This window comes from Paenibacillus sp. DP01 (assembly GCF_044784315.1).
Lineage (GTDB): Bacteria > Bacillota > Bacilli > Paenibacillales > Paenibacillaceae > Paenibacillus > Paenibacillus polymyxa.
Genome location: NZ_CP173059.1, coordinates 2,665,396 through 2,690,104, shown reverse-complemented (window position 1 = coordinate 2,690,104; position 24,709 = coordinate 2,665,396). Strand labels below are relative to the sequence as shown.

22 protein-coding genes and 1 pseudogene are annotated in these 24,709 nt (G+C 42.0%); 11 read left to right on the top strand and 12 right to left on the bottom strand.

Going from position 1 to position 24,709, the window contains the following annotated elements:
- From ACH59B_RS11965 to ACH59B_RS11945, 5 genes are all read right to left on the bottom strand, one after another.
- The gene (locus ACH59B_RS11965; protein WP_404303841.1) at positions 1-2,565 is read right to left on the bottom strand and encodes a response regulator; all 2,565 of its coding nucleotides are present in this window, start codon (positions 2,563-2,565) and stop codon (positions 1-3) included.
- 149 nt (positions 2,566-2,714) lie between these two features.
- Positions 2,715-4,715 (bottom strand): methyl-accepting chemotaxis protein, encoded by a 2,001-nt coding sequence (locus tag ACH59B_RS11960; RefSeq protein WP_404303839.1) that lies wholly within the window; start codon positions 4,713-4,715, stop codon positions 2,715-2,717.
- A gap of 417 nt (positions 4,716-5,132) precedes the next feature.
- The gene (locus tag ACH59B_RS11955; protein ID WP_404303837.1) at positions 5,133-7,208 is read right to left on the bottom strand and encodes a thioredoxin domain-containing protein; all 2,076 of its coding nucleotides are present in this window, start codon (positions 7,206-7,208) and stop codon (positions 5,133-5,135) included.
- Between the two features lie 202 nt (positions 7,209-7,410).
- Positions 7,411-8,415: an alpha/beta hydrolase gene (locus tag ACH59B_RS11950; RefSeq protein ID WP_045245183.1), complete on the bottom strand. Its 1,005-nt coding sequence runs from the start codon at positions 8,413-8,415 to the stop codon at positions 7,411-7,413.
- Between the two features lie 400 nt (positions 8,416-8,815).
- Positions 8,816-9,085 carry a CD3324 family protein gene (locus ACH59B_RS11945; protein ID WP_025364821.1) on the bottom strand — a complete coding sequence of 90 codons (270 nt, stop codon included), beginning with the start codon at positions 9,083-9,085 and terminating at the stop codon, positions 8,816-8,818.
- A gap of 342 nt (positions 9,086-9,427) precedes the next feature.
- Between ACH59B_RS11945 and ACH59B_RS11940 the strand changes: the two genes are divergently transcribed.
- Together ACH59B_RS11940 and map are read left to right on the top strand one after the other, a co-directional pair.
- Positions 9,428-10,150, top strand: coding sequence for a TetR/AcrR family transcriptional regulator (locus tag ACH59B_RS11940; RefSeq protein WP_404303835.1), 723 nt, complete (start codon positions 9,428-9,430; stop codon positions 10,148-10,150).
- A gap of 26 nt (positions 10,151-10,176) precedes the next feature.
- Entirely contained in the window at positions 10,177-10,923 is a 747-nt protein-coding gene (gene map / locus ACH59B_RS11935; RefSeq protein WP_404303833.1) for a type I methionyl aminopeptidase, read from the top strand.
- 218 nt (positions 10,924-11,141) lie between these two features.
- Here the strand turns inward: map and ACH59B_RS11930 are convergent, their stop codons facing one another.
- Positions 11,142-11,645, bottom strand: coding sequence for a hypothetical protein (locus tag ACH59B_RS11930; protein ID WP_404303831.1), 504 nt, complete (start codon positions 11,643-11,645; stop codon positions 11,142-11,144).
- Positions 11,646-11,940: 295 nt separating this feature from the next.
- Between ACH59B_RS11930 and ACH59B_RS11925 the strand changes: the two genes are divergently transcribed.
- A complete protein-coding gene (locus tag ACH59B_RS11925; protein WP_404303829.1) occupies positions 11,941-12,330 on the top strand; it encodes a DUF4303 domain-containing protein in 390 nt (129 codons plus the stop codon).
- A gap of 100 nt (positions 12,331-12,430) precedes the next feature.
- On the opposite strand, the pseudogene ACH59B_RS11920 reads toward ACH59B_RS11925, so the two are convergent.
- Together ACH59B_RS11920 and ACH59B_RS11915 are read right to left on the bottom strand one after the other, a co-directional pair.
- A pseudogene (locus ACH59B_RS11920) lies at positions 12,431-12,874 on the bottom strand (alpha/beta hydrolase); the annotation flags it as partial.
- A gap of 149 nt (positions 12,875-13,023) precedes the next feature.
- The gene (locus ACH59B_RS11915; protein ID WP_404303827.1) at positions 13,024-13,749 is read right to left on the bottom strand and encodes an RNA polymerase sigma factor; all 726 of its coding nucleotides are present in this window, start codon (positions 13,747-13,749) and stop codon (positions 13,024-13,026) included.
- A gap of 199 nt (positions 13,750-13,948) precedes the next feature.
- Between ACH59B_RS11915 and clpP the strand changes: the two genes are divergently transcribed.
- The 4 genes from clpP to ACH59B_RS11895 all read left to right on the top strand — a co-directional run bounded on the left by clpP (position 13,949) and on the right by ACH59B_RS11895 (position 16,561).
- Complete coding sequence (gene clpP, locus ACH59B_RS11910) at positions 13,949-14,533, top strand: ATP-dependent Clp endopeptidase proteolytic subunit ClpP (protein WP_126666718.1); 585 nt, start codon at positions 13,949-13,951, stop codon at positions 14,531-14,533.
- A 68-nt stretch (positions 14,534-14,601) separates the two neighbouring features.
- Positions 14,602-14,808, top strand: a complete 207-nt coding sequence (locus ACH59B_RS11905) for a hypothetical protein (RefSeq protein ID WP_044786524.1) — start codon at positions 14,602-14,604, stop codon at positions 14,806-14,808.
- Between the two features lie 116 nt (positions 14,809-14,924).
- Positions 14,925-15,590 (top strand): MBL fold metallo-hydrolase, encoded by a 666-nt coding sequence (locus ACH59B_RS11900; protein ID WP_045245189.1) that lies wholly within the window; start codon positions 14,925-14,927, stop codon positions 15,588-15,590.
- Positions 15,591-16,120: 530 nt separating this feature from the next.
- Positions 16,121-16,561, top strand: coding sequence for a hypothetical protein (locus ACH59B_RS11895; protein ID WP_017428547.1), 441 nt, complete (start codon positions 16,121-16,123; stop codon positions 16,559-16,561).
- Between the two features lie 153 nt (positions 16,562-16,714).
- Here ACH59B_RS11895 and ACH59B_RS11890 read toward each other — a convergent pair whose 3' ends face one another.
- From ACH59B_RS11890 to ACH59B_RS11875, 4 genes are all read right to left on the bottom strand, one after another.
- Entirely contained in the window at positions 16,715-17,047 is a 333-nt protein-coding gene (locus ACH59B_RS11890; protein WP_017428546.1) for a hypothetical protein, read from the bottom strand.
- A gap of 15 nt (positions 17,048-17,062) precedes the next feature.
- The gene (locus ACH59B_RS11885) at positions 17,063-18,283 is read right to left on the bottom strand and encodes a WXG100 family type VII secretion target (RefSeq protein ID WP_045245190.1); all 1,221 of its coding nucleotides are present in this window, start codon (positions 18,281-18,283) and stop codon (positions 17,063-17,065) included.
- Between the two features lie 226 nt (positions 18,284-18,509).
- Entirely contained in the window at positions 18,510-18,788 is a 279-nt protein-coding gene (locus ACH59B_RS11880) for a DUF6809 family protein (protein ID WP_017428544.1), read from the bottom strand.
- Positions 18,789-19,030: 242 nt separating this feature from the next.
- Positions 19,031-19,873: an alpha/beta fold hydrolase gene (locus tag ACH59B_RS11875; RefSeq protein WP_025364815.1), complete on the bottom strand. Its 843-nt coding sequence runs from the start codon at positions 19,871-19,873 to the stop codon at positions 19,031-19,033.
- 790 nt (positions 19,874-20,663) lie between these two features.
- Between ACH59B_RS11875 and ACH59B_RS11870 the strand changes: the two genes are divergently transcribed.
- The 4 genes from ACH59B_RS11870 to ACH59B_RS11855 are packed head-to-tail and all read left to right on the top strand — an operon-like array spanning position 20,664 to position 24,664.
- The gene (locus ACH59B_RS11870; RefSeq protein WP_045245191.1) at positions 20,664-22,091 is read left to right on the top strand and encodes a spore germination protein; all 1,428 of its coding nucleotides are present in this window, start codon (positions 20,664-20,666) and stop codon (positions 22,089-22,091) included.
- Between the two features lie 14 nt (positions 22,092-22,105).
- The gene (locus ACH59B_RS11865; protein WP_404303822.1) at positions 22,106-23,314 is read left to right on the top strand and encodes a Ger(x)C family spore germination protein; all 1,209 of its coding nucleotides are present in this window, start codon (positions 22,106-22,108) and stop codon (positions 23,312-23,314) included.
- A 6-nt stretch (positions 23,315-23,320) separates the two neighbouring features.
- Positions 23,321-23,548: a hypothetical protein gene (locus ACH59B_RS11860; RefSeq protein WP_045245193.1), complete on the top strand. Its 228-nt coding sequence runs from the start codon at positions 23,321-23,323 to the stop codon at positions 23,546-23,548.
- 12 nt (positions 23,549-23,560) lie between these two features.
- A complete protein-coding gene (locus ACH59B_RS11855) occupies positions 23,561-24,664 on the top strand; it encodes an endospore germination permease (RefSeq protein WP_045245194.1) in 1,104 nt (367 codons plus the stop codon).
- Positions 24,665-24,709 lie beyond the last annotated feature (45 nt).

The following is a 24,709-nucleotide window of genomic DNA, read 5'->3' as shown; positions in this document are numbered from 1 at the left end:
CTAGATCCAGGGAATGGATGATTTAATTTGATTAATCTCCTTTTGAACCCTACTCAGTTGCTCTCTCCAGTCTGGATACAGCTCTCCCCCTGAGGTTTCATTGCTGCGCTTCAATGCTTTCTCCAGCTTTATCACCTTTGCCAGCAGCTCAGTCGCGCACAGATTCCCCGTTCCTCCCTTCAGCGAGTGAATTAATCGAAGAGCAGAAGATAACTGACCATTGTCCATTTTTCTCACAACTCTTCTATCAAGATACTGGTATTCCTGTATCCATTTATGTAGGGCAAATTGAAAAATATACACCTTGCCATCCATACCGGCTATCGCTTTCTCCGCGTGAATACCATGTAATTCTTGCAGCCAAGCTAAATGAATCCAGCTATTTAACATTCTTGTTGCGGTTAATTCATGTACAGGCTTGAGCAGCACATCATTAATGCCTGCACGTAGACAAACCTCCTGCTCAGGCTGCACAGCATCCGCGGTAAAAGCGATAATGGGGAGTCTGTTAAAAGCTCTGTTTCTTCGAATATGTCTGGCCGTCTCAAAACCATCCATTTCCGGCATATGCAGATCAAGCAGCACTATATCCCATGAGCACCGCTCCAGTAATTCTATAACTTCTCTTCCATTTGTGACTATCGTTACCTCAAAACCACGCTCTGCCAAAAACTCAGTGATCACAACTTGGCTAATCTCGTTATCCTCTGCTATGAGGATTTGATATTTTTGTGTTGAGATCCCAACTTCATATTGGAGGTCCATTGTTGCAACAGCTTCCAGACTATGATTATCTACAGACACTGGCTTTTCCTGCTCAGGTCTCAAGCGGAGCACCTCCAGAAGAGCGCTCCGGGTTACTGGCTTAGACAAAAAGGCATTCACCCCCTGCCCTGTAGCTTCAGCGGCTACTTCTTCCAACTGGAACACGGTTGTAAGCCCAATGACCTGAGTCATTTGCTTATCCAGTATATGAAGCCAATGCCTGCGTGATTCAAGCTCTCTAAAGTCTTCCATCCCCATATCAATCATAACCAAATCAAAATGTTCACCCTTTTGAAAAGCGTCTGAATATTCCTGTAAGCATGAAACGGTGAGTGTTTGTAGCCCCAAATCTTGCAGTAGTTCGTTCAGGCTGTGGCTCACCAGTTCATGCTGTGCAATGATTAAGGCTTTGCCGTTGACTGGTTTTTCCAGCTGTGTGCTTCTCGCATTAAAATCCCCTATTTCAAGTTCCACATTAAAGTAAAATTGACTGTACTCTCCTAAACGGCTTTTCACTTCTACGCTACCGCCCATAGCTTCAGCCAATTGCTTGCTAATAGCCAAACCCAGCCCGGAACCCCCATATCTGTGGGTTGATGTACTCACTTGTGTAAAAGGGACGAATAGCTTGTCCATTCCGGTCTTGGAAATGCCTATGCCCGTATCTTCTACCATAAAAGAGACACTCACTCGTCCGTCCTGCTGGCCTACCATTTTTACCTGTAACAATACATGTCCCTGGTCCGTGAACTTAATGGCGTTGGTCAGAAGATTTAAAAGCACCTGTTCCATTCGAAGCGGATCTCCCTTGAACCTTTTAGGTAATTTCGGGTCCACTATGAAAACGATCTCTACTTTTTTATGTTCCAGCAAAATCCCAACGGTATCTGCGAGATGCCGAAGCATGTTTTCCAGCTCAAATTCCACCTTTTCCAGTTCTACCCTACGGGCCTCCATTTTAGAAAAATCCAAGACATTATTGAGCATGGACAAAAGAGTACGCGAGGAGGCGAGCAGCTTATGGAGGTAATCATTCTGAACGTCAGTCAGTTGAGTCTTACTCAACAGCTTTGAGAGGCCAATGATGCCATTCAGCGGCGTTCGAATTTCGTGGCTCATATGAGCTAGAAAAATACTTTTCGCATGGTTAGATTCACTCATCTCCTTTCTTTTCTGCTCGGAAGCTTTATACTCCGTAATATCCAATACATGACCGATGACATATCTGGTGAGCCCCTCGTCCCTGACAGGATGCAAGGTAATTAAAGCTGAATATTCCCAAAACTCCAATTCAAATACGGTCCGATCACCGAACCAAGCCTGTTTGTAGTATTCGGTAAGCTGCTCCAGTGTTTCAAAGGAAAGCTCCAAAATATCCCCGATACGTTTCACACGCTCCCATTTATTGAAATTGACTTGCAGATTCAGACCCATGCGCTCCAGCAATTCACCATCAAGCAGCATATAATAAAATTCATCCCCCCTTTTCTCCAGCCTGAAGGTAAAGCCAGGTTGAACTCGAAGTAAAGTTAGCAGATCATGATTTTTGTCAATCGAACGCTGTCCATTTGTATACCTGGCGGGGATTAGAGCCTGCCCAAACAGAGTCATGAACAATAGACCAATCCCTATTTCCAACCCGCAGGTCAGCAGTGTTCCATCACTTATGCCAAAATATAAGAACAGAACTCCTGCCAGCCCGTATAAGACGCCCGTGAACGCCTGACGAATGAGCTGACGCTTAAAAATCAAAACTAATAATAATATCACGATCGTATATAGCAACAAATCTCGAACCAAGTGTTCGTCCTCCTTGTAATCTCCCATACGTTGCGAGAAGCTGTATCGGAAATATAAAAAAACTCAGGACAGATTCCTTATGCCATTAGGCTTAAAGAACTGTCCCGAGCATTCATTGTACTATAGATTCCATAAGGTTCAAGCTCGTTTTAATATTTGAAACGACTGATCATCACCTTCAAATCAGCAGCCATATTGGAAAGCAATTGAGCAGAGGCTGAAATTTCCTCCATGGAAGCCAATTGCTCTTCTGAGGAGGCGGCCACTTCTTCAGATGTAGCGGCATTACCGGTTGCAATCGTCGCCAGCTCATTGGCTGTCGCTGCAATCTCTTGTACACTGGCTGAGATTTGCTGGGCTATCGAAGCAACCTCCTCTACCTGAGGCGTGGTCTCTCGAATGCCTTCCATCGCATGATTCAGCTTCACAATGGTCGCTTTGGAAATCTGTAGCCCGTCCTTCACCTCAGTCGTAACCCTATCCATCGTCTCCACCGTAGTTTCGGTTTCATGTTGAATTTCGCCAATCAAGTTGGCAATCTGGGTGGCAGAACTCTGAGACTGTTCTGCCAGCTTACGCACCTCATCCGCGACGATGGCAAAGCCTTTACCATGATCACCTGCTCTAGCTGCCTCAATAGCTGCATTCAACGCCAACAGGTTCGTCTGATTGGAGATATCGCCAATGACCTTCGTAATTTCTCCAATTTCATGAGAGCGGGCTTGCAAGGTTTGAATCATCCGGTTGGAACGCTCTACTGACTCGTGAATAGAATTCATCTGCTCGCCTGTCTGCTCTACAGATTTTCGTCCTTCCTCAGCTTGCAAGGCAGATTGTCTGGCCAGATCCGCTACTGAAGTCGAGCGTTCAGCGATTCGAGTGATTCCATGTGCTATTTCATCCAGTGCCACCGAGTTATTTTCCAGCCCCGTAGTCTGCTTCTCCGCACCGCTAGCAATTTCTTGCACAGCCTGGGATACCTGCTCACTTGCAGCGCTGGTTTGTTCCGCACTTATCGTCAGCTCATTCGAAGAAAGAGCGACGTGATCCGCACTGTTTCCTACGTTCTGAATAACGGATCGCAAGTTGTGCTGCATATTCTGAAAAGCTGCTCCTAATTCTCCAATCTCGTCTTTGCTCATGACTTGAATGTCCTGTGTCAGATCCCCGGCACTCACATTTTCCGCCTGTTCTTTAAGTTTTAAAATCGGTTTAATGATGGAACGGATTAGGAAATAAACAATAATAACACCAATCACAAGACAACCGGCAATAGTAAGCAAAGTGCTGAACAAAATCGGCTGAGCTGCTTCATCAACTTCAGATAAATATAGCGTTCCGCCTATCTTCCAGCCTGTCAGCTTATTGGTCGCATAGTTCATATACTTGGGCTGACCTTCATATTCATATTCGTATTCACCTGTGTCGCTCTGAAACATGCGTGATTCAATATCTGTAATTTTGGCGCCTGCTGCCTTCGTTGGATGAACAATGTAAGTATGGTTGCTATCCAGCAATATGGCATAACCTTCATGACCTACTTTAATATTGTTCAATGTCTCTTTAATACCACTAATTTTCAGGTCAATACCAATAACACCGGATCCATCTGTCGTTGCTCTCGACACCGTAACCGTCATCTGCTTTGAGTCTGCCGAAAGATAAGGTGAACTAATCGCTGTCTTTGTATTTCCCTTTATCGCTTCATCATACCAAGGTCTAATACGTGGGTCATAATTATCTGGTAATTGCTTTGGTGGATAGGTTGTAAGTTTAGCGTCTTTCGTACCATAATAGATGGATTCTGCTTCTGGGTGAAGTGCAGCATATTGCTTAAACAACTCTTTCAGTTTAGCCGCTTGTTCCTCGGTCTCTACCCGATTGCCTTTTAGTCTTTCTGCAAAATATTCTGCATCATGTAGCTTGGGTTCAATAGTACTATCAATAATAAAATTAGTACGAATTATAGCCTGCTCGGCACTTTCTTCGATCTGGTTTCGAATCTGCTGACTAGCGCTCTCAAACGAAAGAGCCCCCACAATCATGGATGGTATGATCAGAAAGGCAATAAAGGCCACCATTAGCTTTGTTTTAAAATTTTTGCTGAGTACCCTTGTTATCTTCCATTTTTCCCTTGAAAACTTCTTCATTACTTAGCATCTCCATTTCATCGCTTGAATTTCGTAACCTATGGTGAGCCGCTTTTTGTCTTGTCTATGATGGCAGTCACCCGACAGATTCCCTTTCACGTTTTTTCACATCTCCTGCTGAAATGCTTGGATATAAAAAGATATAAACACGCTATTGGATATAAAAAGATATAAACACGCTAGTTGAATAGGTATATGTACTTATTTTTGAGCGCCACAAGGCTGAACGGAACCGGTTCTTTGATATAATATACCTAAAAATTATTAAAAAAAATGCAATGTAGATGTTAAGAAAATGTTAGTTTCACTACACTATACCTACCTCTTTACATAAAATAATCCCCTTGAAGGTGGCACACATAAGGTCATTGATCGAAAATCACCATATGCTCCACCCGCAAGGGGATTAAATTCGCTTTATTCTATTCTATCCAGCATAGCCTTAAGGTCGTCGATATGGGTGACAGGTGCCTGACAGGCAAAATGTTCACATACATATACGGCTGGTTTGCCATCCACAAGATCGTAATCATGGATATAAGGAGCTATTTCTGCAATCTCCGGCTGTCCTTTATCCTTAAAAATAACAACCATATTTGGCCTAAAACCAGCTTGAACCTCCTGAACGAACTGGGCAGTCTGCGGATCATTCCTTTGACCTACAATGACAATCTCACTCGTCTTTCCCGTCGCATACAACAACGCGCTGAGCAGCGCTGAGTGGCCTGAGGGGTAATGAGCAACCATCCCGCCAAAAGCCTTAAACTGCTTGACAGCATAGTCTTCCAATCGAGTTTCCCCCGTTAGCCGCGCAAGTCGCACAAAATTATGGGCCGCAATGCTGTTACCCGACGGAATCGCACCATCATAAATTTCTTTGGGTCTGGATATCAATTGTTCGCTATCTGATCCGGTAAAGAATAACCCGTCCCGTTCTTCATCCCAAAAAAGATCAATCATATTCTGATTAAGCGTCAGTGCCCGCTGCAGATATTGTACATCGAAGGTCGCCTGGTACAACTCAATCAACCCACACACATAAAAAGCATAATCATCTACGTAGCCGAGGTAAGCTGCCTGACCATCCCGATACCGTGCCAATAGGCGTCCGTCTTCCCGTCTCAAATGGTTCCACAAGAACGTCTCTGCCTTTCGAGCTTGCTCTGTATATCTGGTATCTCCAAAAGCTTGCCCCGCCTTGGCCAAAGCAGCAATCATCAACCCGTTCCACGAGGTCAAAATCTTGTCATCCTTCTGAGGATGAACCCGCTGCTCCCTGGCAGTAAACAGCTTGTCCTTTAGCTCACTGACCCGCTGCTCCAGTTCTGGCTCGGTCAAGTCATGCTTGTTCCCGTAGGCTTCTAAATTGATATCAATCAGGTTTGGAATGTTGTGACCTTCAAAATTACCGTAAGGTGTGATTCCGTACAAGTCGTTGAAAAAAGAGGCATCCTCATCGCCCAATACAGCCTTTATCTCAGAGTCGCTCCAGACGTAAAATCTACCCTCTTCTCCTTCAGAATCCGCGTCCTCTGCCGAATAAAAGGCACCACCTACATCCGTCATGTCTCTTGCGATATATGTAAAAATTTGTTCAGTGATTTGTCGATACAGTCTCTTGCCTGTCACCTGCCAAGCCTCTGTATACGTGATGGCCAACAAAGCATTGTCATACAGCATTTTTTCAAAATGCGGCACCAACCATTTCTCGTCCACTGAGTACCTTGAGAATCCCATGCCTACATGGTCGTAGATTCCGCCCCGTGACATCGCATCCAGCGTCTTCTCTACCATTTCCAATGCCTGTTGATTCCCCGTATGTTGTGCATATCGCAGCAGAAAAGACAAGTTATGTGGAGAGGGAAACTTCGGCGCTTCTCCGAAGCCACCATATTCATGATCGAAGGTGTGGCTGTATTCATGGAAAGCTTTATTCAAGCACTGCTCATCCAGTTCACCGCGATAACCTGCAAGCAAGTCCTGTCGTTCATGCTCGGTAAGTACCTGCTCACTCAGCTCCATCAGCTCATCCGGCTGTTCTTTCCAGCGGATTCCCACCTTACCCAGCAACTCCAAAAGTCCGACACGCCCAAACTTCTGCTCCTTGGGCAAATACGTACCCGCAAAAAAAGGCTTCTGATCCGGCGTCATCAAAATCGTCAGCGGCCAGCCCCCATGCCCCGTCATCGTCTCACAGATAGACATATAGATATGATCCACATCCGGACGTTCCTCTCGATCCACTTTAATGGATACGTAATCCCGGTTTAATACCTCAGCTACCTCTTCATCCTCGAAAGATTCTCTCTCCATTACATGGCACCAATGACAAGTTGAATAGCCAATCGACAAGAAAATAGGCTTGTTATCACGCTTAGCAATTTCAAAAGCTTCATCTGACCAAGGGAACCAGTTTACCGGATTGTAAGCATGTTGTAATAGGTACGGTGAATTTTCTTTGGCTAATCTATTCGGTTTGCTGCTCGTTGACATGGGGCATCACCACTTCCGTAGTTGGATTTTATGCTTGGTATTATTTTACCCTAAATGGGTGGTAAAAGTCGGAAGAACAGAAAAAAGATAATGACTCTCAACCGAATCTATCAATAAATTATTTATTCAGATCATAAGTAGGTATGAAAAAGCACCGTCGGATATTCTCCAACAGTGCTTTGTTTACTGCAATCGTACCTTATTAGCCTTTAGCATTATACTCATTAGCGTTTATATCAAATATGTTCAGAGCTTTCAGTAAGGCGTGTTCACTTGTTCTGGTCCCTTCTTTTGAAAAATGCGCATCTGGAAAAGCGGGAGACATATGATGGTATCCGGGATAAACATGTAATTCCACTAAGACACCATCAAAGACCAGTTGTTTAGCAAAAGATAAGGCTTCATCAATAAATAAATCAACGGTACCTATATTTATATAAGTCGGTGGTAACCCGGCCAATGACTTTGCACGGGCTGGCACATAATACTCACTTACCTCCTCAGAACCCGGTTCAATCCCCAATACAGATTTCCAGCCAAAATAATTACTTTGTTTTGTCCAAATAAACTCTCCTGCGTATGGATGCTCCGGCGCGATACTTGTGCGGTCATCTAGCATTGGCCTCATTAATCTTAGATGATGGATTTCGAATTCCTTCTGATCGCGAATGTACAAAGCTAAGCCAGCCGCCAAACCACCACCAGCGCTACTGCCCCCGACGGCAACTTTCTGAGTATCTATCTCTAACTCTTCCGCATGTTCAATACACCATTTTAGGCCCGAATAACAATCCTGTAACTGACTTGGCTGTACATGCTCTGGCGCTAGGCGATAGTACACAGATACACAACAGAAACCTTGTTCTGCAGCAAGAGCTGCATTAGCAGGACGATCCACGACTGGACTTCCTAAGACCATCCCGCCTCCGTGTATGGAATAATACAGAGGCATCTTATTATGCTTTGATTGTTTAGGCTTAATGATTTCTATTTGAATATCTGGACCACTAAAATAACTTGGCACAACCTTTTTTTCCAATGTAACAGGGAACATCTGCGTTACATCTAATGGTTGCATCATTTGAGATTGGTTTTTACGTGCTTCCATTAGTGTAGATTTGGTAAGATCGGTTGTTGGTATTAAATCAACTGACCTGATAATTTCTGGATCAATCAGATATCTACTTCTACTTTTTTGCTCCCCCATGGTAGTCGTTCCCCCACTTTCTTGTTTCAGTGACAATGAATCAACACATGTTTCCCTTCATTTATTCAGAATCGGCACCGTTCCAAATCCGTTGTTGCTGTCGTTTATATTCATATTTTAAAGATTAAAATAAGCTTTATAAATGAAAACAACGAGTTAGAATCATTTTCGACATAAAAACAATAATGAAAAAATGAGGTGCAATCCAATCTTTTGCCAAACAAAAAAACGTGACCGGATTGGTTTTTCACCGCGATCATCCGGTCACGCCCTAAGTCCATCATGTTATGAGGCCAAAATTAAATTTATTGACGCGAGTATAGCATCACGCTACTTTGCAAATTAGGTGTTTTTTTGTTCACTTCATAGGGTATCGATCGATATTCACTGGTGTATCCCTCTACTTTTTATGTGAATACACAATTTTCTTAATGGTTTCGGTAGAGAGAAAAAACTCCTTAGCTAATTGCTCAATACTGCTACGATTTTGAAAAGCATTTCTGATCGCGGCATTTCGCTGTTCAAGCAACCTTCTCCCGCCACTCAAACTGCCCCAATCCATATATTCCGTTTTTGGCTTAGGAATATACAGAGTCTCTCCTTGAACATATTTTTGAATTTCCATAATTAGTTTTTGAGGTAAAACTTTTGTAGCATTCGTATATCTCAATTTTGCTCGCTCCTTATTTTGATTTTTTAAAATAAGGTGCAAAGCCAAAAATATTAAAAAAGCTTGTTCAGCGTTAAAAAATTGTTTCGCCCCATACAAAGTAACGCTTTCTCAATAATTGGCTTTGCATGAGTGTAAGAAGTCACAGACAATCCCAATAGATTCTCCATCAGTAGGCACCCCCTTTTACTTCGCAAGTATAGCATAACTCTGCTCACCTGATCTTCATCCATTTACGAGGTGCTGTCGGGACGCTTTTTTTGCTCGACTCTTGTTATTCGTAAGCCGATGTTTTATATTGACATAAGAGTAGGTCAAAAACAAAAGAGGTGAACGGACGAGATGTCTCCACGAACGAAGGAACAAAACGAAGAGATCCGGCTGCGGCGACTGGCACAAATCCGGAAAGCCACTGCCGATGTGTTTTTGAATAAAGGGCCTTTACTGGAAATCCGTGATGTGGCCGTGCAGGCGGGACTCGGCTATGGCACGGTATACCATTATTACGGCAATAAGGGTGATCTGCTCCACGATCTGCTATGGGACGCGTTGGAGCGGTCCGGGGGATGGTTGGAGGCCCCGCGTGCTTCGGCTTCGGGGCAGGCGCCGGCGCGCGGGCATTTCGGCTTGGCTGTGGCGGCAGATATCGGGAACACGTCTGCCGCGGATTCCCAAAGCAAAAGCCGCGAAACGGCCGCTGCCGCAGAGCTTGGCCCCGTCGCCGCCGCCGGCGTCCGGCTGCTGCAGCTTTGGGCGGAGGACCACGCCCTGTACCTGCTGCATAAGCTGGCCGGTGAGGGCTTTGCCTCGCTGCCTGAAGCGCGCTCGGCCCCACTCTCGGCCGCTTTTCGCCGGGAGGTGCTCGCGCCGCTTGCCGCTTTGCTGGAGACTGGGCGTGCGGTGGACGAGGTTGCCGCTTCCGGCGAAAATGCGGCAGAGTCGCCGTATCGGCTACACCACGCGGAAATGCTGCTGGCCGCCTTGGTCGGCTGCGCCTCGCTTTCGCTTCGTCGCGGAAAGCTGCACGAGGAGGCCAGGGATATCGCCCGGTTTTTAAAATTATAGAATGGATAAGGAGCGAATCATCAAAAATGATCATTTTAAAATCACCAAGAGAAATCGAAGAAATGAGACCGGCGAGCCAGATCGTTGCGGACTGCTACCGCGAGGTGGTTAAACTGATCGAGCCTGGGATCACCACCCGGGAAATCAATGACTTTGTTGCCAGACATATCACCAAGCTGGGCGGCAAGCAGTTTACAAAAGGATACAACGGTTTCCCTGCCGAAACCTGCATTTCTGTCAACGATGTGGTGGCCCACGGCATTCCTTCGAACCAGGTGCTTATGGACGGCGACTTGCTGAAGCTCGATATCGTCGTGGAATACGGCGGATGGTTCGGCGATTCGTGCTGGTGCTATGCGGTGGGCAATATCCGACCGGAGGCGCAAAAATTAATGAGGGTGACAAAGGAATGCTTGGATCTGGGGATCGCCCGAGCACTCCCCGGAGGACGGCTCGGCGACATAACGTCGGCGATTCAACAGCATGCGGAAGCAAACGGGTTTTCGGTCGTACGCGATCTGCTCGCGCACGGGATCGGGCGGAGCCTGCACGAGGAGCCGAGCTACGAGCATATCGGCATAGCTGGTAAAGGCATTCGGTTAAAGGAAGGCATGGTGTTTACCATTGAACCGATGATCAACGAAGGTACGTTCCGTATTACGATCGACGACGATCAATGGACGGCGAGAACGGCCGACGGCAAGTTGTCGGCACAATATGAACATACGATCGCAGTTACACAGGACGGCCCACTGATTTTAACGGCCCAGTAAGAATAAAGACAAACAGTCGGGAATGCGTCATTTTAGAAAATAAGTCGCTAACCCGGCCTGCTTGACCTAACGATAGTTCGTAATCCGAAACGCGAAAAAGCGCTGGTCCAGCCTGGGACCAGCGCTTTTTTACATGGTTTGTAACTTTACCGATTGACGAAAAACCACATTGTTATGCGTTTTTTTAATTACATTATTTTTAATCAATCTACTAGTTATTACGGATTTACACTCCCTGCTTGGCTAGCCTGTCTTGCGTGTATTTTTTTCATTGCAAATCTTGCTATGGGCTGAGCAACCAATAGCTCAATCCAAAATGCTACACCAAAATTTCTAAACCAACTATGAAAGAAGTTCTGAAAAGGTTCTAGGCTTATTTGTTTCGTACCCACCCAAGTTCCTATAATGGTTAGAAGAATAGATAAGACCGTGACATTCAATAAAGTATTCAATAATACTCTAGCATTAAATCCATCTGTTTGTCCTACGAGTTTTGGTAACACTTTACCCACTAATGGTCCAGCAACCAATCTTACTAACAAAACAACGATAATCCACATAAACGGAATAATCTTTAGCGTTTCTAAATAATTTTCTGTACTAAAGCCGCATTCCAGGCCCATAATAATCGGGGCGATCGTGTTTACTGAAATAATTGAAATAATCAATAAAAATAATATACCTTCTTTTGCGTTTTGAGGCAGTCTTTCTTCCTTATACATGTTGTTTCCCTCCGAAATAAAAATATTTCAGATGGTAGACGTATCATGCGACATATATTTTTGGTCATTAAAACTAGTACCAATATCTCTACACACTGATCTAACAATTATAGCAATTTTCTTAAAACAAAGTAAGGATTTTCAAAACATTTTTTCTGAGTGACATTCGTTGACTATGAAGATCCTTGACTGTCTCTACAGAAATAAAAAGAGAATAACAGTAGGCTGCACTGCATCGAGCTAATGATGTAAAATATAAACAAGCATAAAACTCACAAAGGAGTATATGAACCAGATGAACAATTTTCTGAATGAATTTGAGGAAAGACATGTCACAAACATGAAAGCCGAAGGCCTGTGCGACAACAAGGAAGATGAAAATTATTACAGATGGGGATTAAGCGAATATCAATATGGCGATACAACACATCTCAATCATATTAGCAAATTTCTGTATGCAACCGAAAATGTGTTGGATTATAAAGATGAAATGATAAAAATTATGGCCAAGGTAGTTAAAGAAACCGACGATGTACTTTTTACTCAATTCGGCCAATCCAAAGAAGATATTATTTTTTTCGTGTCCATGACGGATGATGATATGGCCGAGGAACTGGAAGATCAATCTGTAATGCAGATGACAAATGCCAATTTAGTTGATGGCTTCTTGCATCGTTATCAATAGAAGTCATTTGAAGCAACTCACGAACAGGCATCTCCTCCCTATTTTCTTTTCACCAATTATATGGGAAGTAGTGAGATCAACTCCTTGCTTCCCATGATACTTATTTTGCGGTTACATGTTCTTTCAACCACTGTCTATAAAATTGCAGTTGCTCTTTGGTGTGAAAATAATGCTTTCCATGTTCCATCACTTTTAACTGGCAATGAAATCGGCTTGCAAACGTGTATATAACATCATATTCAGACAAGTCATCTTCAGAGCCATAAAGAATGGCAGTTGGCTTATTCCATGTATCAATTGGATGTGTTTTAACATAGCAATAATAATCCCAATCAAGTGTTTGCCCAATGGGTGTAGATATTTCTTTTTCAACTTTTAATTTATCGTCGCTAACACTGAACCATGTCATCATATTTTTGATTATTCTCTCCATATCTAGCACCGGAGAAAGAAACAGACATTGTCTAAGTGGGAAATGATTATAAGCAAGCAAACTAAAATACGCACCCATGCTACAAGCGAAAACACTAATGTCATCCCATTGTCACCACCCCACAAAATTGCCGGGATGCCCTCTATTATCAATTTTTGCTTCATCATTACTTTATCCTCGCTTAATACAGCCTGTTGTTGTCTTCCTTATCAAAATATTCTTTGTGGTTCTATCCTATGATACTACGATGATGAGAGAAACTACGCCGCCATCATACTTAAGGTATCGAAATTCGTTTGTTTTGCTGAGGTGTGACTCCAGAGCAACTTATTATTGACGATACCGATCATCACATCTGGCTCCATGACATCCTGATAAGAGAGCATAACCAATGTTGCAATATCTCCCATCTGATATGCAGCTGTCAACGCTCTTAGAAAAGTTTTCGATTTTTCACTTTCCGGTAAAGATAATTCTCCTTTGAGGAGTTCCTCCTGAACTGCTCCTAACGATTTTCGTGCCCGATGAAGTGCAACTTTTACCGCTCCCTCTGTTGTGCCCAGTATGTCGGATGTTTCACTAATCGAAAATGCGAACACATCTCGCAGCAGGAAGACAGTTCTCTGAAGCGGTGATAGATGATTCATTAAGGACTGCAACGCTATCTCAATTTCAAAAGCTCCATGATCCGCTTCAGTCACTTTTGCTTGTTCCCTATTCAATATCCGAGTGAAGACTGCTTTTCTCCGTATCTCATCAATCCAGGTGTTTTTAGCAATCCGCAGCAGAAGCGCTTTGGGATTGGTATGTTCGAAATTGTTTAACTTTCCTAATGCTTTTACCCAAGTATTCTGAGCCAATTCTTCCGCATCCCAATTTGATTCCGTAAGCGACAGACAGTAACGCTTCAGGACCGCCTGTAATTCGTCAAAGTTGTGGATGTTCACTGAATTGTCTGTCATCTGTATAGAATCATCTATGTTCATAGGCCTTCTCCTCCACAGTCATATTCTGCCCTCTGCTAAAGCAAAACCATTTGCTACCTTCATTGTAAACGAATTAGGGGTTGTAGAAGTTACACCATATACGCAAATCGTTTTTCTAAAAAAAACTCCGTATCTTTTTACAGTCTGGGTTCGTTTACAAGAAGAAATCAATTGAACCAAGAAAATGGGGGTATACAAAATGAGTGTTTATGTTCCTTATGTTGTTGAGCAAACCGCTCAAGGTGAACGATCATACGATATCTATTCCAGACTGTTAAAGGATCGCATTGTGTTTGTAGGAGCAGCCATCGACGATCAATTAGCCAACAGCATTATTGCTCAATTATTGTTTCTAGCGGCAGAAGATCCGGAAAAAGAAATCTACATGTACATCAACAGCCCGGGTGGCTCTACTTCCGCAGGATTTGCCATTTATGATACGATGCAGTACATCAAACCCGAGGTGCATACGATATGTACTGGATTTGCTGCTTCGTTTGGCGCGATCCTCTTGCTGGCTGGCACCAAAGGGAAACGTTCGGCACTACCGAATAGTGAAATTATGATCCATCAGCCGCACGGCGGCGCACAAGGGCAGGCCAGCGATATTGCGATCAGCGCCAAAAGAATTTTATTAACTCGTGAAAAGGCAACCCATGTCACAGCTGAACGGACTGGGCAACCTTTGGAAAAAGTCGAGAAAGACATGGACCGGGATTTTTTCATGTCTGCTCAGGAAGCACTGGAGTATGGCATCATCGATCAAGTGATAACTTCTTTGTAGAGTATGCACAAGACTTAATGATCCCCTGCTCTGGCCAAGAAACTACAAGAAAAATACGAGGTGATTTCATGTTAGCAAGTTTGCAAGGCAAGGAAGTAACTATTCATTTCATTGACGGAACATGTGCAAGCGACGGGGTATTGGACCAGATTGACGACAAGTATGTTAAATACCTTACGCAATATCAGACGCTTGTTATTCCTATTACGTCCATTCGCACCGTAACCATTGATATTAAAGAAAGACAACCTTACAGAGTTGGATTCGCCCCATAAATCTACCATAGTATCACAGGTAATCGCCGATCCCACAAGTTTAAGCCATCCTTCCATGATTTGTGGAATCGGCAACCCGCATGGGTGAAAATTTCATTTTACGGAGGCATGGTATTATGGAAATCTCAAAGGGAGTGGAAATGCTTCAACTAGATTTTCATGGGAACAGGATTCATCCTATTCTGTTGTGGGATCGAGAAATGGCAGTGTTAGTAGATACAGGATTTCCAGGACAAATCGAAGATTTACGCATGGCTATGGAAAAGGTAGGCGCGTCGTTTGGCAAACTAAAAGCTGTGATTTTGACACATCAGGATGTGGATCATATAGGTTGTCTTCCTGAGATTTTGCAGGAGTGTGGCAACAATATTACAGTATATGCGCATGAGCTGGATAAGCCGTATATTCAAGGGGAACTCCCTCTTTTAAAAGATGGTCACCTTGAGAATCCCCCGAAGGGCAGAGTGGACAATACCTTAATAGATGGTCAGGAACTGCCGTTTTGCGGAACAATTCGAGTCATCCATACGCCTGGGCATACCCCTGGTCATATCAGCCTTTATTTGAAGCAAAGTAAGATTCTCATTGCTGGTGATTCGATGTACAGCGAAAACGGGATTCTCAGAGGAATTCATGCTCCGACTACACCTAATATAAGTGAAGCTCGACTCTCATTGAAAAAGTACTTGGATCTCGACATTGCATCGGTGGTTTGTTATCACGGGGGATTAAGTAATGTAGAAGTTAATGACCAGCTATTAGGACTTAGCAAAGGATTATAAAATTTACTCTTAGTTACGATATCAAAACTGGATTCCCTTGTAGATCGAAAGGGTCCGGTTTTTTCAGTTATGTGAGATGCCTCCATGTAGCGACTATCACAAAAATTCAATAAGAATTAATGATTGCTGCTTCCGTTGGCGGTGAACAATACTATTAAGAAAATTTATATGGTTCAATTCTTTCTAGATCTTTCATAATACAACAAATTGATTAACCCTCGAAACTGTAAATACAAGACCCCACTTTAACGAGATCGGAAGATACTGAATTTCCAATGCATATGCCAATATTTTTCTTCTCAGCTATTGAAGTTGAAATTTGAGCTAACGCTTAACTCAATCAGGCGAGGTTCTGGAACTCGGGTGTGGTACAGGATTGACAACCATTCACTTATCAAAATAGGGATACATATAACAGGTACTGATATTTCTTCATCAATGCTTGAATATGCGCGGGTTAAAGCTCAAGGTTTGCCTGTGGATTTTATTGAAGCTGGTGCTCGTACATTCGATCCGAAAAGCGTTTTTCCATGATATATTCGACAGAAAATGCATTCCAGGCATTTTTGAGCGATGAGGGTCAACGAGCCTCACTCGAAACCGCCTACAAGCACCTAGAGCCAAATGGGTTGTTTGTTTTTGAAACCCGAACCCCCTTGAAAGTATATTTATCCAATCAAGAGGAAAGCATCTGGGGAAATTTTATCGATAAGGATGGAATTAAAGTCAAGGTTTCTGGGACACAGTTGTATGATTCAAGTAACCAGATCATGCACTGGGCGACGTTTCGTGATTGGGGATCGAAGAAAACAACTTCTCGAATTGCATGTCGCTTTACTGATAATGACACGCTTCAGCGTTTATTAACGAGCCCCGGCTTTTGTATCGAAAATCAATATTCGGACTGGGATAAAACACCGTTCACGCCTTTATCTCCTTCTATCATTAGTGTTTGTCGAAAAAAACATTGAGCCCAGAATGAATAATCCCGGGACGTTCATCCCAAGTGTTCGCCGACTGCGCGTATGCACCAATATTTCCTAATATCAAAAACTTATTTCTCCTCAGCGTTCGAGGTGAAATAAGTTTTGAACTGAGTACATTTATCTAGATGAACAGGAGACTTACCACTCGACTTCTTCAAACAGACGGAAAAGCATCTTTTTTTCGAATTCATCTAAAATTTCAAAACCAGTTATCTCATCTTCTTTTTCTCCAAGTTTTATCATAGTAGCGATTGCTAAGTCTCCCACCTTATAGGTACCTAAAAGCTTATCTTGAGGTTCCCTTTTTAAAGACAATTCATTTAATTTTTTTAATATTTCCTCTGCACGAATGCCTTCTTTTCCGATATGTGTCATTGCATGATATAAAACTATGGGGTTTTTTTCTTCTAGCAAATTTTCTAACTCATCTATTGAACATTTTCCTTCTTCTAATTTTTTTACTATATTCATTTTATTCCTCCTGAATTATTTTAAATGACTTGTTAGTAATTTTCTTTCTTGAATATAATTTTCAAATAACATATTTGCAATATCATTACGTCCCAAATCTTCGGCAATTTTTATTTCTCTCATATATGCATTTAATTCCATTTTCACACGATTTATTGTTTGAAAATGGTAACTCATTCCGGGGAATCCATGCTTTGAATCGTCCAGGTAATGAGTATACTCATGAATTAATGCTCCTATAGAAGCGTCTTCATCTATTATTAGTTGGCCGGGCCCACCTTTGCTAGGGGAATAAGCCATTGTGTTGCCTTTATATATAACTTCTACTCCCTCTGAATGTAATTCGTCAATAATTTTATTCCATTCTTGTGGATGTGACTCTCTTCCGGGTCCAATAACTTCTTTTAAAGGATCATCGGGATTTTTTCTAAATTCTTCACCAATATCTCTATAAAACTCTCTTCCAAGAGCAGGGTGCTGTTCACTATCTTTTAAGATATTGCTCGTACTTTTAGCGCCTTCATACTTAACGGATCCCTCCAAAAGATTTTTGGGCTTAATCAGTGCTTTGGTCGACGTAGAACCTATCATCAATCCTGCTGTACCAATCATATTAGCCCAGTGTTCCTTTGACCACGCATTGGTAGGATTGAATGCACCCTGAATCATGCCTGTTACTCCAAATGTACCGAAATTGAGCATGTCATTCCATGAATCGTTTTGTTTGGCTGCTCGTTCCATGTACCCTTGATACATTCCTTTTGGAATACCGTACGTCATATAATCCATGAAGCTCCAGAATGAATCAAATTTTTTCTCATATCGTTCTGAATTAGCTACTACAAAATCCTGACCAAGCTCTGCTAAAGTATCCGCCGATTTTTGGAAAGCATTTCGAGTATCTGGAGCAGGAACAGAACATGAATTAGGTGGAGGTGGTAAACAACTGGCGTCAATATTACCTGTTTCCAATAAATCAGTTAATCTAAACTTATCTGCATGATGGCGCAATTCTTTTGCAATAGAATCTGTAAGTGTAACAAATTCATTCATATTCTTCTGGGATGTTTGAAATCTGTAATAGAATTGCTCCTTCGTTATGCCCTCCCAGAATCGTTCCATAAACGAGATATGCTGCGATAACTTACTATTCATCTGCATCACCGTTTGCAGCGCAAGCTCAAACTTCTTAGAGACAGCTATAAGATGTTCGGGTGTCACTTTAATGGTTGTCATAATGTACCTCATTTTGAGTTCGTTAGGACATAATACCATTATTCTAATTTATGGAAAACCTGCTTCATTCCTAATTGTTATAAGAATCAGAAGACTTATTCCCTATGACCTCTGACTTATATTTATTCAAATACTTCTCTTTTGCTGTCCATTCCTAAAATACATCTTACTTAAGTTATATGATTCACCTTATAAAAATAAGCCGATACATTGAAAGCTCGATCTCTTAGTTTCGGTAGTTTATCCCATCAATTATTTCAATTATCGTCAAAGCCCCTGCTTTGTACCCTGAAATATAATCTGAGGCAGATAATATAGAAATCAGTACATCATTTAAATCGGATAGTTCTTCGATTAATTCGTAATCTTGTTCCGACAATTTTGCTTTTAATGCTTTCATAGAAGCGGATATTTTCTGATGAACTAGCTCAAGCTCAGGGTTTTTAGGTTTGGTTCGTTCGCTTGGGTACCATTTTCCATAGTATAAATCCTCCAAGATACTCATATATTCATCTTCTTCTCCCTTTTAATAAGATTTTGTGTAAATTCCAGAATCGTAGATGCATTTTGTTCCCTGAAAATAGAATATCCCATTGTAATGTCAATAATGATGATTTAGCGAATATATCACTAGAAACCATTAAAAAGCCCTACCCCGTAGGATAGAGCTCTACTTTTCTAATGACAACTTTGACAAAGTTGCATTTTCTACTCTAATTATCTGATCTAATTGTTCGGGTGATTAAACTAATTTGGCATCGAAGTGTGTTTTGAAATTGAATCGATAATTAAATCCCAGTCGTCATAGTGAATCTCATGTCCGGCACCTTCCAATGCTAGTAAAAACGCACCCGGAATTTCGTTAGCAAGATGTATTCCGTGTTCATAAGGGATAATCGGATCTTCAGTACCGTGTATAACCAGTGTAGGAACGTTTATTTCCCCTGTCCTAGCCAAATAGGATTCTCCACCTGACAGCATTGCGTGATTATTCATACTAGCCATATTATTGCTTCTTTTCCATTCTTCTTTTGCCAATTGATAAACCTTATTCTCATCGAAGGAATGCTTTGAACCTACTAGAATTCTTGATCTACCCACCACAAAATCAACCACCGATTGTTCGTTCGTCCAATCTATTGCTTCCATATTCGAGAAATAGTCCATAACCTTTTCCTCCATCGGTGGAAGATCGGGAGCAAAATTGGACGTGGCTAAAAGAGTCACCGTTAATACTCTGTCTGGATGTCGTAGAGCTATCATCTGAGTCAGCATTCCGCCCATAGACATCCCTACGATATGCGCTTGTTCAATCTTATAAGCATCCAAAACTCGAATCGCATCATCTGCCATGTCTTCAAAAGTATAGTCTGGTTGACCCGGTTCATAAGTTGTAGAACGTCCGACATCTCGGTTATCGTAACGAACGACAAAACGACCTGTATCAGCTAAACGCTGGCAGAATTCTTCCTCCCACCAGATCAGTGAGGATTGAGCGCCCATAATCAGTAATATTGCTGGGTGAACTCGCTCGCCGAAACTCTCACTACAGATTTCTATTCCATCGCTTTTTATAAGTAGTTCATTCATGTAGAATTCCTCCCCTCAATGATATATAACAAAAAAACACCGAATATTACCTTCATCACTTATCCTCATTAAGTACTTCCAGTGCCTCTCCCTTAGACAGACAGGAATTACCGATCTACTCGGTCGCTAGTTTAAGATATTTTGTTGCAAGAAATTTAGAAAATCTCTTTGCATAGAGCCAAGCGTAAGAATTTTTTTGATTATCCTGAACCTACTGTGCTGGCCTTTGATTTTAAATGACCATATTGCAGAAGACAGGTGTCCAGAATGATATTTTTGTTCCTGTAAATCAGCTATTTCATATTCAACTTTTTGTACTACTTTTGTGGAAAATAGATTGAGGAAAAGGATAATAATCCTATCATTATTTAAGAGTAATATGGCTCGACTTGTATAAGCCGAAAAGCTCTGTGGAGTTGAATAGCAGATGAGCATGTCAGATTCTCTATAAGGTTCTGCTAGCTTGTCGATCAATTTTTTTGTAATGAATAGCATGATCAAATCCCTCTCTATCTGGATGTTTAAATGAATTGACAGTAAAGAATATCCGTCAAAAATATTATACTACACAAGTAAACTATTCCAAAAAAAGATAGTCATCTGTAGCCTGTTTGAATAATTGGATGAATTGAAATTTGGATAAATTAAGCTCTTTGCATAGTATTATTGCAGGTATTGTATCCTCCACCGTTAAAGATGTTATTAATCTTAACGACAACGAATAAAATCATGGATTATTGTGGTATTATTTCGGATTATTGTTAATACTACGAATCTGAGGAGGGTAATAATGAAGTTACATACCAAATTTTCAAGACAATTATGCCGGAATATCGAGCTCATTTGTGACTTCATGGGAAACAGTTCGGATTTTGTTGTTCGTGAAATCACAGCTGGCCATAAACACGCCGCTCTTTTTTATTTGGACGGCATGACTGACATGCAAAAGGTACAGGACAACGTGATCCGTCCGTTGCATGATCGTGTCTCCTCTGATGAGATTACTTTATCGTTATTGAAAAACGCAATTTTGGACATTGGTGAAGCAAGCTTTACTCAAAACTTTGAAGATGCCTTGGAACAGATTCTCTCGGGTGGTCTTCTCCTACTACTGGACGATATGGATGAAGGTCTGGTCATTTCTTTGCCTGGATGGGAAGAACGCAGCATTTCGGACTCGAAGACACAGCCAGTGGTCAGAGGTCCGCAAGAAGCGTTTACAGAAACTTTACGTACGAATACGACTATGGTTCGTCGAAGGGTGAAGGATACAAGAGTACGTCTTACTGCGGTAAAAGTTGGCGAAAAAACTAAGACCGATATATCTGTCATGTATTTACATGGAGTCGCTGACCCAAAAAAGGTGCAGGACATGATATCCAAGTTAAAGAACATGCAAGTAGAAGGTGTGCTTGAAAGCGAATATTTGGAAGAATGTCTCCATGAAGATAAGCAATTCACGATATTTCCACTCTTTTATAATTCTGATCGCCCAGACTCCATTGCAGCAGGAATCATGGAGGGGAAAATTGCAATATTTGTGGATGGATCTCCCTTCGCCATCCTTGCACCTGCGGTGTTTGCAGATTTCCTCCAATCCGCAGAAGATTATTATCAGTCCTATGTTTACGGTAGTATCATTCGAATATTAAGGTACATCTGCCTAACAATCTGTATGTTGGCTCCGGCCATTTATGTCGCATTAACGACATTCCATCAGGATATGATTCCAACAGTTTTATTATTAAGCTTATCTGCGCAACGTGAAGGAGTTCCATTCCCAGCATTTATTGAGGCGATGATCATGGAAGTGGTTTTTGAAATTCTGAGGGAGGCAGGTCTCCGTATGCCACGGACGGTCGGTCAAGCCGTTTCTATTGTCGGGTCCATCGTGATTGGCCAGGCAGCTGTAGAAGCAAACATCGTTTCGGCTGTTATGGTCATTGTTGTTGCAATAACTGCCATTTCGAGCTTTGTCATTCCCTCGTACACCTTTGCTATTCCAATTCGGATATTACGTTTCGCTTTCATAGGCATAGCCGCTATGTTTGGTGTGTACGGATTGACTGTTGGTATTCTCATGCTCTTTGTGCATCTAAATGGGCTCCATTCATTCGGTGTACCGTATTTGAGTCCCTTTGCCAATTACAAATCGTCGGAGCAGAGGGACGCCATATTGCGTTTTCCATATAAAACTAAAAAACAACGCAAAAACTAAAGGAGTAGACCATCATGAACTCGTACCGATCCACCATTTTATTAATGTTTATGTGCATCTGGCTAATGGTGTTTCTTACGGGTTGCTGGAACAGTAAGGAATTGAGCGCAATTTCCGTCGTGATGGCTCTGGGCATTGACGCAGTTGATGACCAATATGAAGTCAGTTTACAAGTGGTTGACCCATCGAAAATGTCTCAGAATTCCCCCATGGAACGGACGCCAACGATCGTTTTTTCCAAACGCGCCGATACCATATTTGAAGCTATTCGAAAATTAACAACAGAATCGTCCCGAAAAATGTATATGTCTCACTTAAAATTTGTAATTTTTGATGAAAAAACAGCAAAAAAAGGAATCAAGGAGCCGCTGGACTTTCTATTCCGTGACCATGAAGTTCGGCCTGATTTCTATTTGGCCGTTGTCAGAGAAAACTCAGCAAAGGAGGCCGTTACTTTTGTAGCTCCAACCGAGGTCTTGCCTGCAATGGATATGTATAAGGCATTAAAGAACTCTGAAAAAGCATGGGCTCCAACTTCCGCAGTCAATGTAAAAGATCTTTTGCAGAAATTTACGAAGGATGGCATTGAACCAGTTCTCACCGGTATTCGACTGACAAACCTAGAAAAAGGTCTAACTATTGATAATGTGACAAAGTCGCCCCAACATGTTAAATATTTTTTCACTGGAATTGGTGTTTTCAAGGGCGATCGACTTATCGATTGGATGGATGATTCGCAAAGTAAAGCCTTTACCTATATATCCAACCGTGTTTCCAGTACCGTAGCTTCCATCAATTGTCCGAATTCCAAAGGAAAATTTGTTGTTGAAGTAATCCGTTCCAAAGTAAAAATACGCCCAGAAATAATAGACCATGATCCACACATTACTCTGATTGTGGATACAGAATCCAATATTGGAACGGTCTCGTGCAAGGCCGACCTTAAAAATGAAGAGACATTTAGAGATTTTCAAAAATCAGCTAAAGAGCATCTGGAACAGTCTTTGAAGGGAGGCATTCGAAACGCACAACAAATGGGTTCCGATATATTCGGGTTTGGAGAAGCTTTTCACCGCAAGTTCCCGCATGAATGGCATAGATGGAAAGAGGATTGGCCACAAAAATTCCAAACTCTTAAAGTGGATATTCAGCTCAATTATCGTTTAGTTCGGTTCGGAGACATTACCAGTCCAATTGATATGGGAATACACAATCAGGAGTGAGTACATATGCTTTATGTTATTCTCGTAACTTCCATTTTAGCATCGTTGTATGAGTTTAAAAAATTTAAAGAGAAACAATACGTACGTGAAATTGTATTCAGCTCAATATTGTTGATTATAGGCATCATATTGATTATCCTACGGATCGTCAGCATTAAACTGCCGACTCCACTGACGGGCATTCAAATCCTATTTCAACCGATAAGCCGGTTACTTACAGAAATGTTATCTTAAGGAGGTATTGGGGTGAATTCCAACTTGACCGTTCGACAAGCTATTATGTGGTTTGCATTATACCAAATAGGAAGCGCATATCTGGTACTCCCAGCGGCAATTACCGCTACCGCTAAACAAGATGCCTGGCTCTCCATCCCAGTCTCCTTAGGGTTTCATCTGTTATTGATACCTTTATATGCCTCCATTGCTAGGCAAATACAGGGAAAATCTTTCGTAGAGCATCTCCGTTGCCTCTTCGGTCCTGTTTTGGGCGGGACGATCAGCATCGTTTTCATTTTTTTCTTTCCCTTTCTTGTGTTCATTATGACGCTTCGAAATCTGGGCGACTTTATTACGATAGCTATTATGCCTGAAACTCCCCCCGACGCGATATATTTCATCATGCTAATAGTCATTTATTTCGCCGTTCGATCAGGACCTGCTGTAATTGGCCGTTGTGCGGAAATCCTGTTTTTTTTCCTTCTTGTTCTGTATCTTTTGGTCAGGATTACCCTTCTTCCTGAGAGCAACATAGATAATGTGCTCCCTATTTTTGAGTATGGTTTAAACCCTATCGTTCTCGCTTCGTTCAATTTGTTTGCCTTTCCCTATCTTGAGGCATTTCTGTATCTTTTTTTCGCACAGTACATCCCTGATCCAAAAAAGTGGAGAAAGACAGTGATAACATGTGCTTTGATTAGCGGCGGCATGTATTTTTTCATGGTTCTACAAATAATCGCAGTGATGAGTGAAGGTGTTGTATCTAATTTGACGTTTCCTACTTTTTTTATTAACCGAACAATCAGTAGCGGAGAGTTTCTTCAACGGTTTGAAATTTTTGTTGCCGTGTTTTGGTTTGTCACCATTTTTTTCCGACTCGCACTGCTTTTATATGTGTCAGCGCAAGGGCTTGCAAATGCTTTTAGCCTGCGGAGCGCTAACTCTCTCTTAATTCCTCTGATCCTAATTGCAATGGCAATGGTTCGTTCTATCTGGCCAAACATGCAGTTTATAACCATGTTTTTTTCAGTATGGCCTTTTTACGCCATGATTTTCGGTATTGTGTTTCCTATTGTGTTATGGCTGATGGGCAAGGTAGGCGGCTCGTTGAAATTACGTAAAAAGTATCACTAAAGTTGCGTTGGCTGTATAAACATACGGTCCTCAAATAAACTTTTG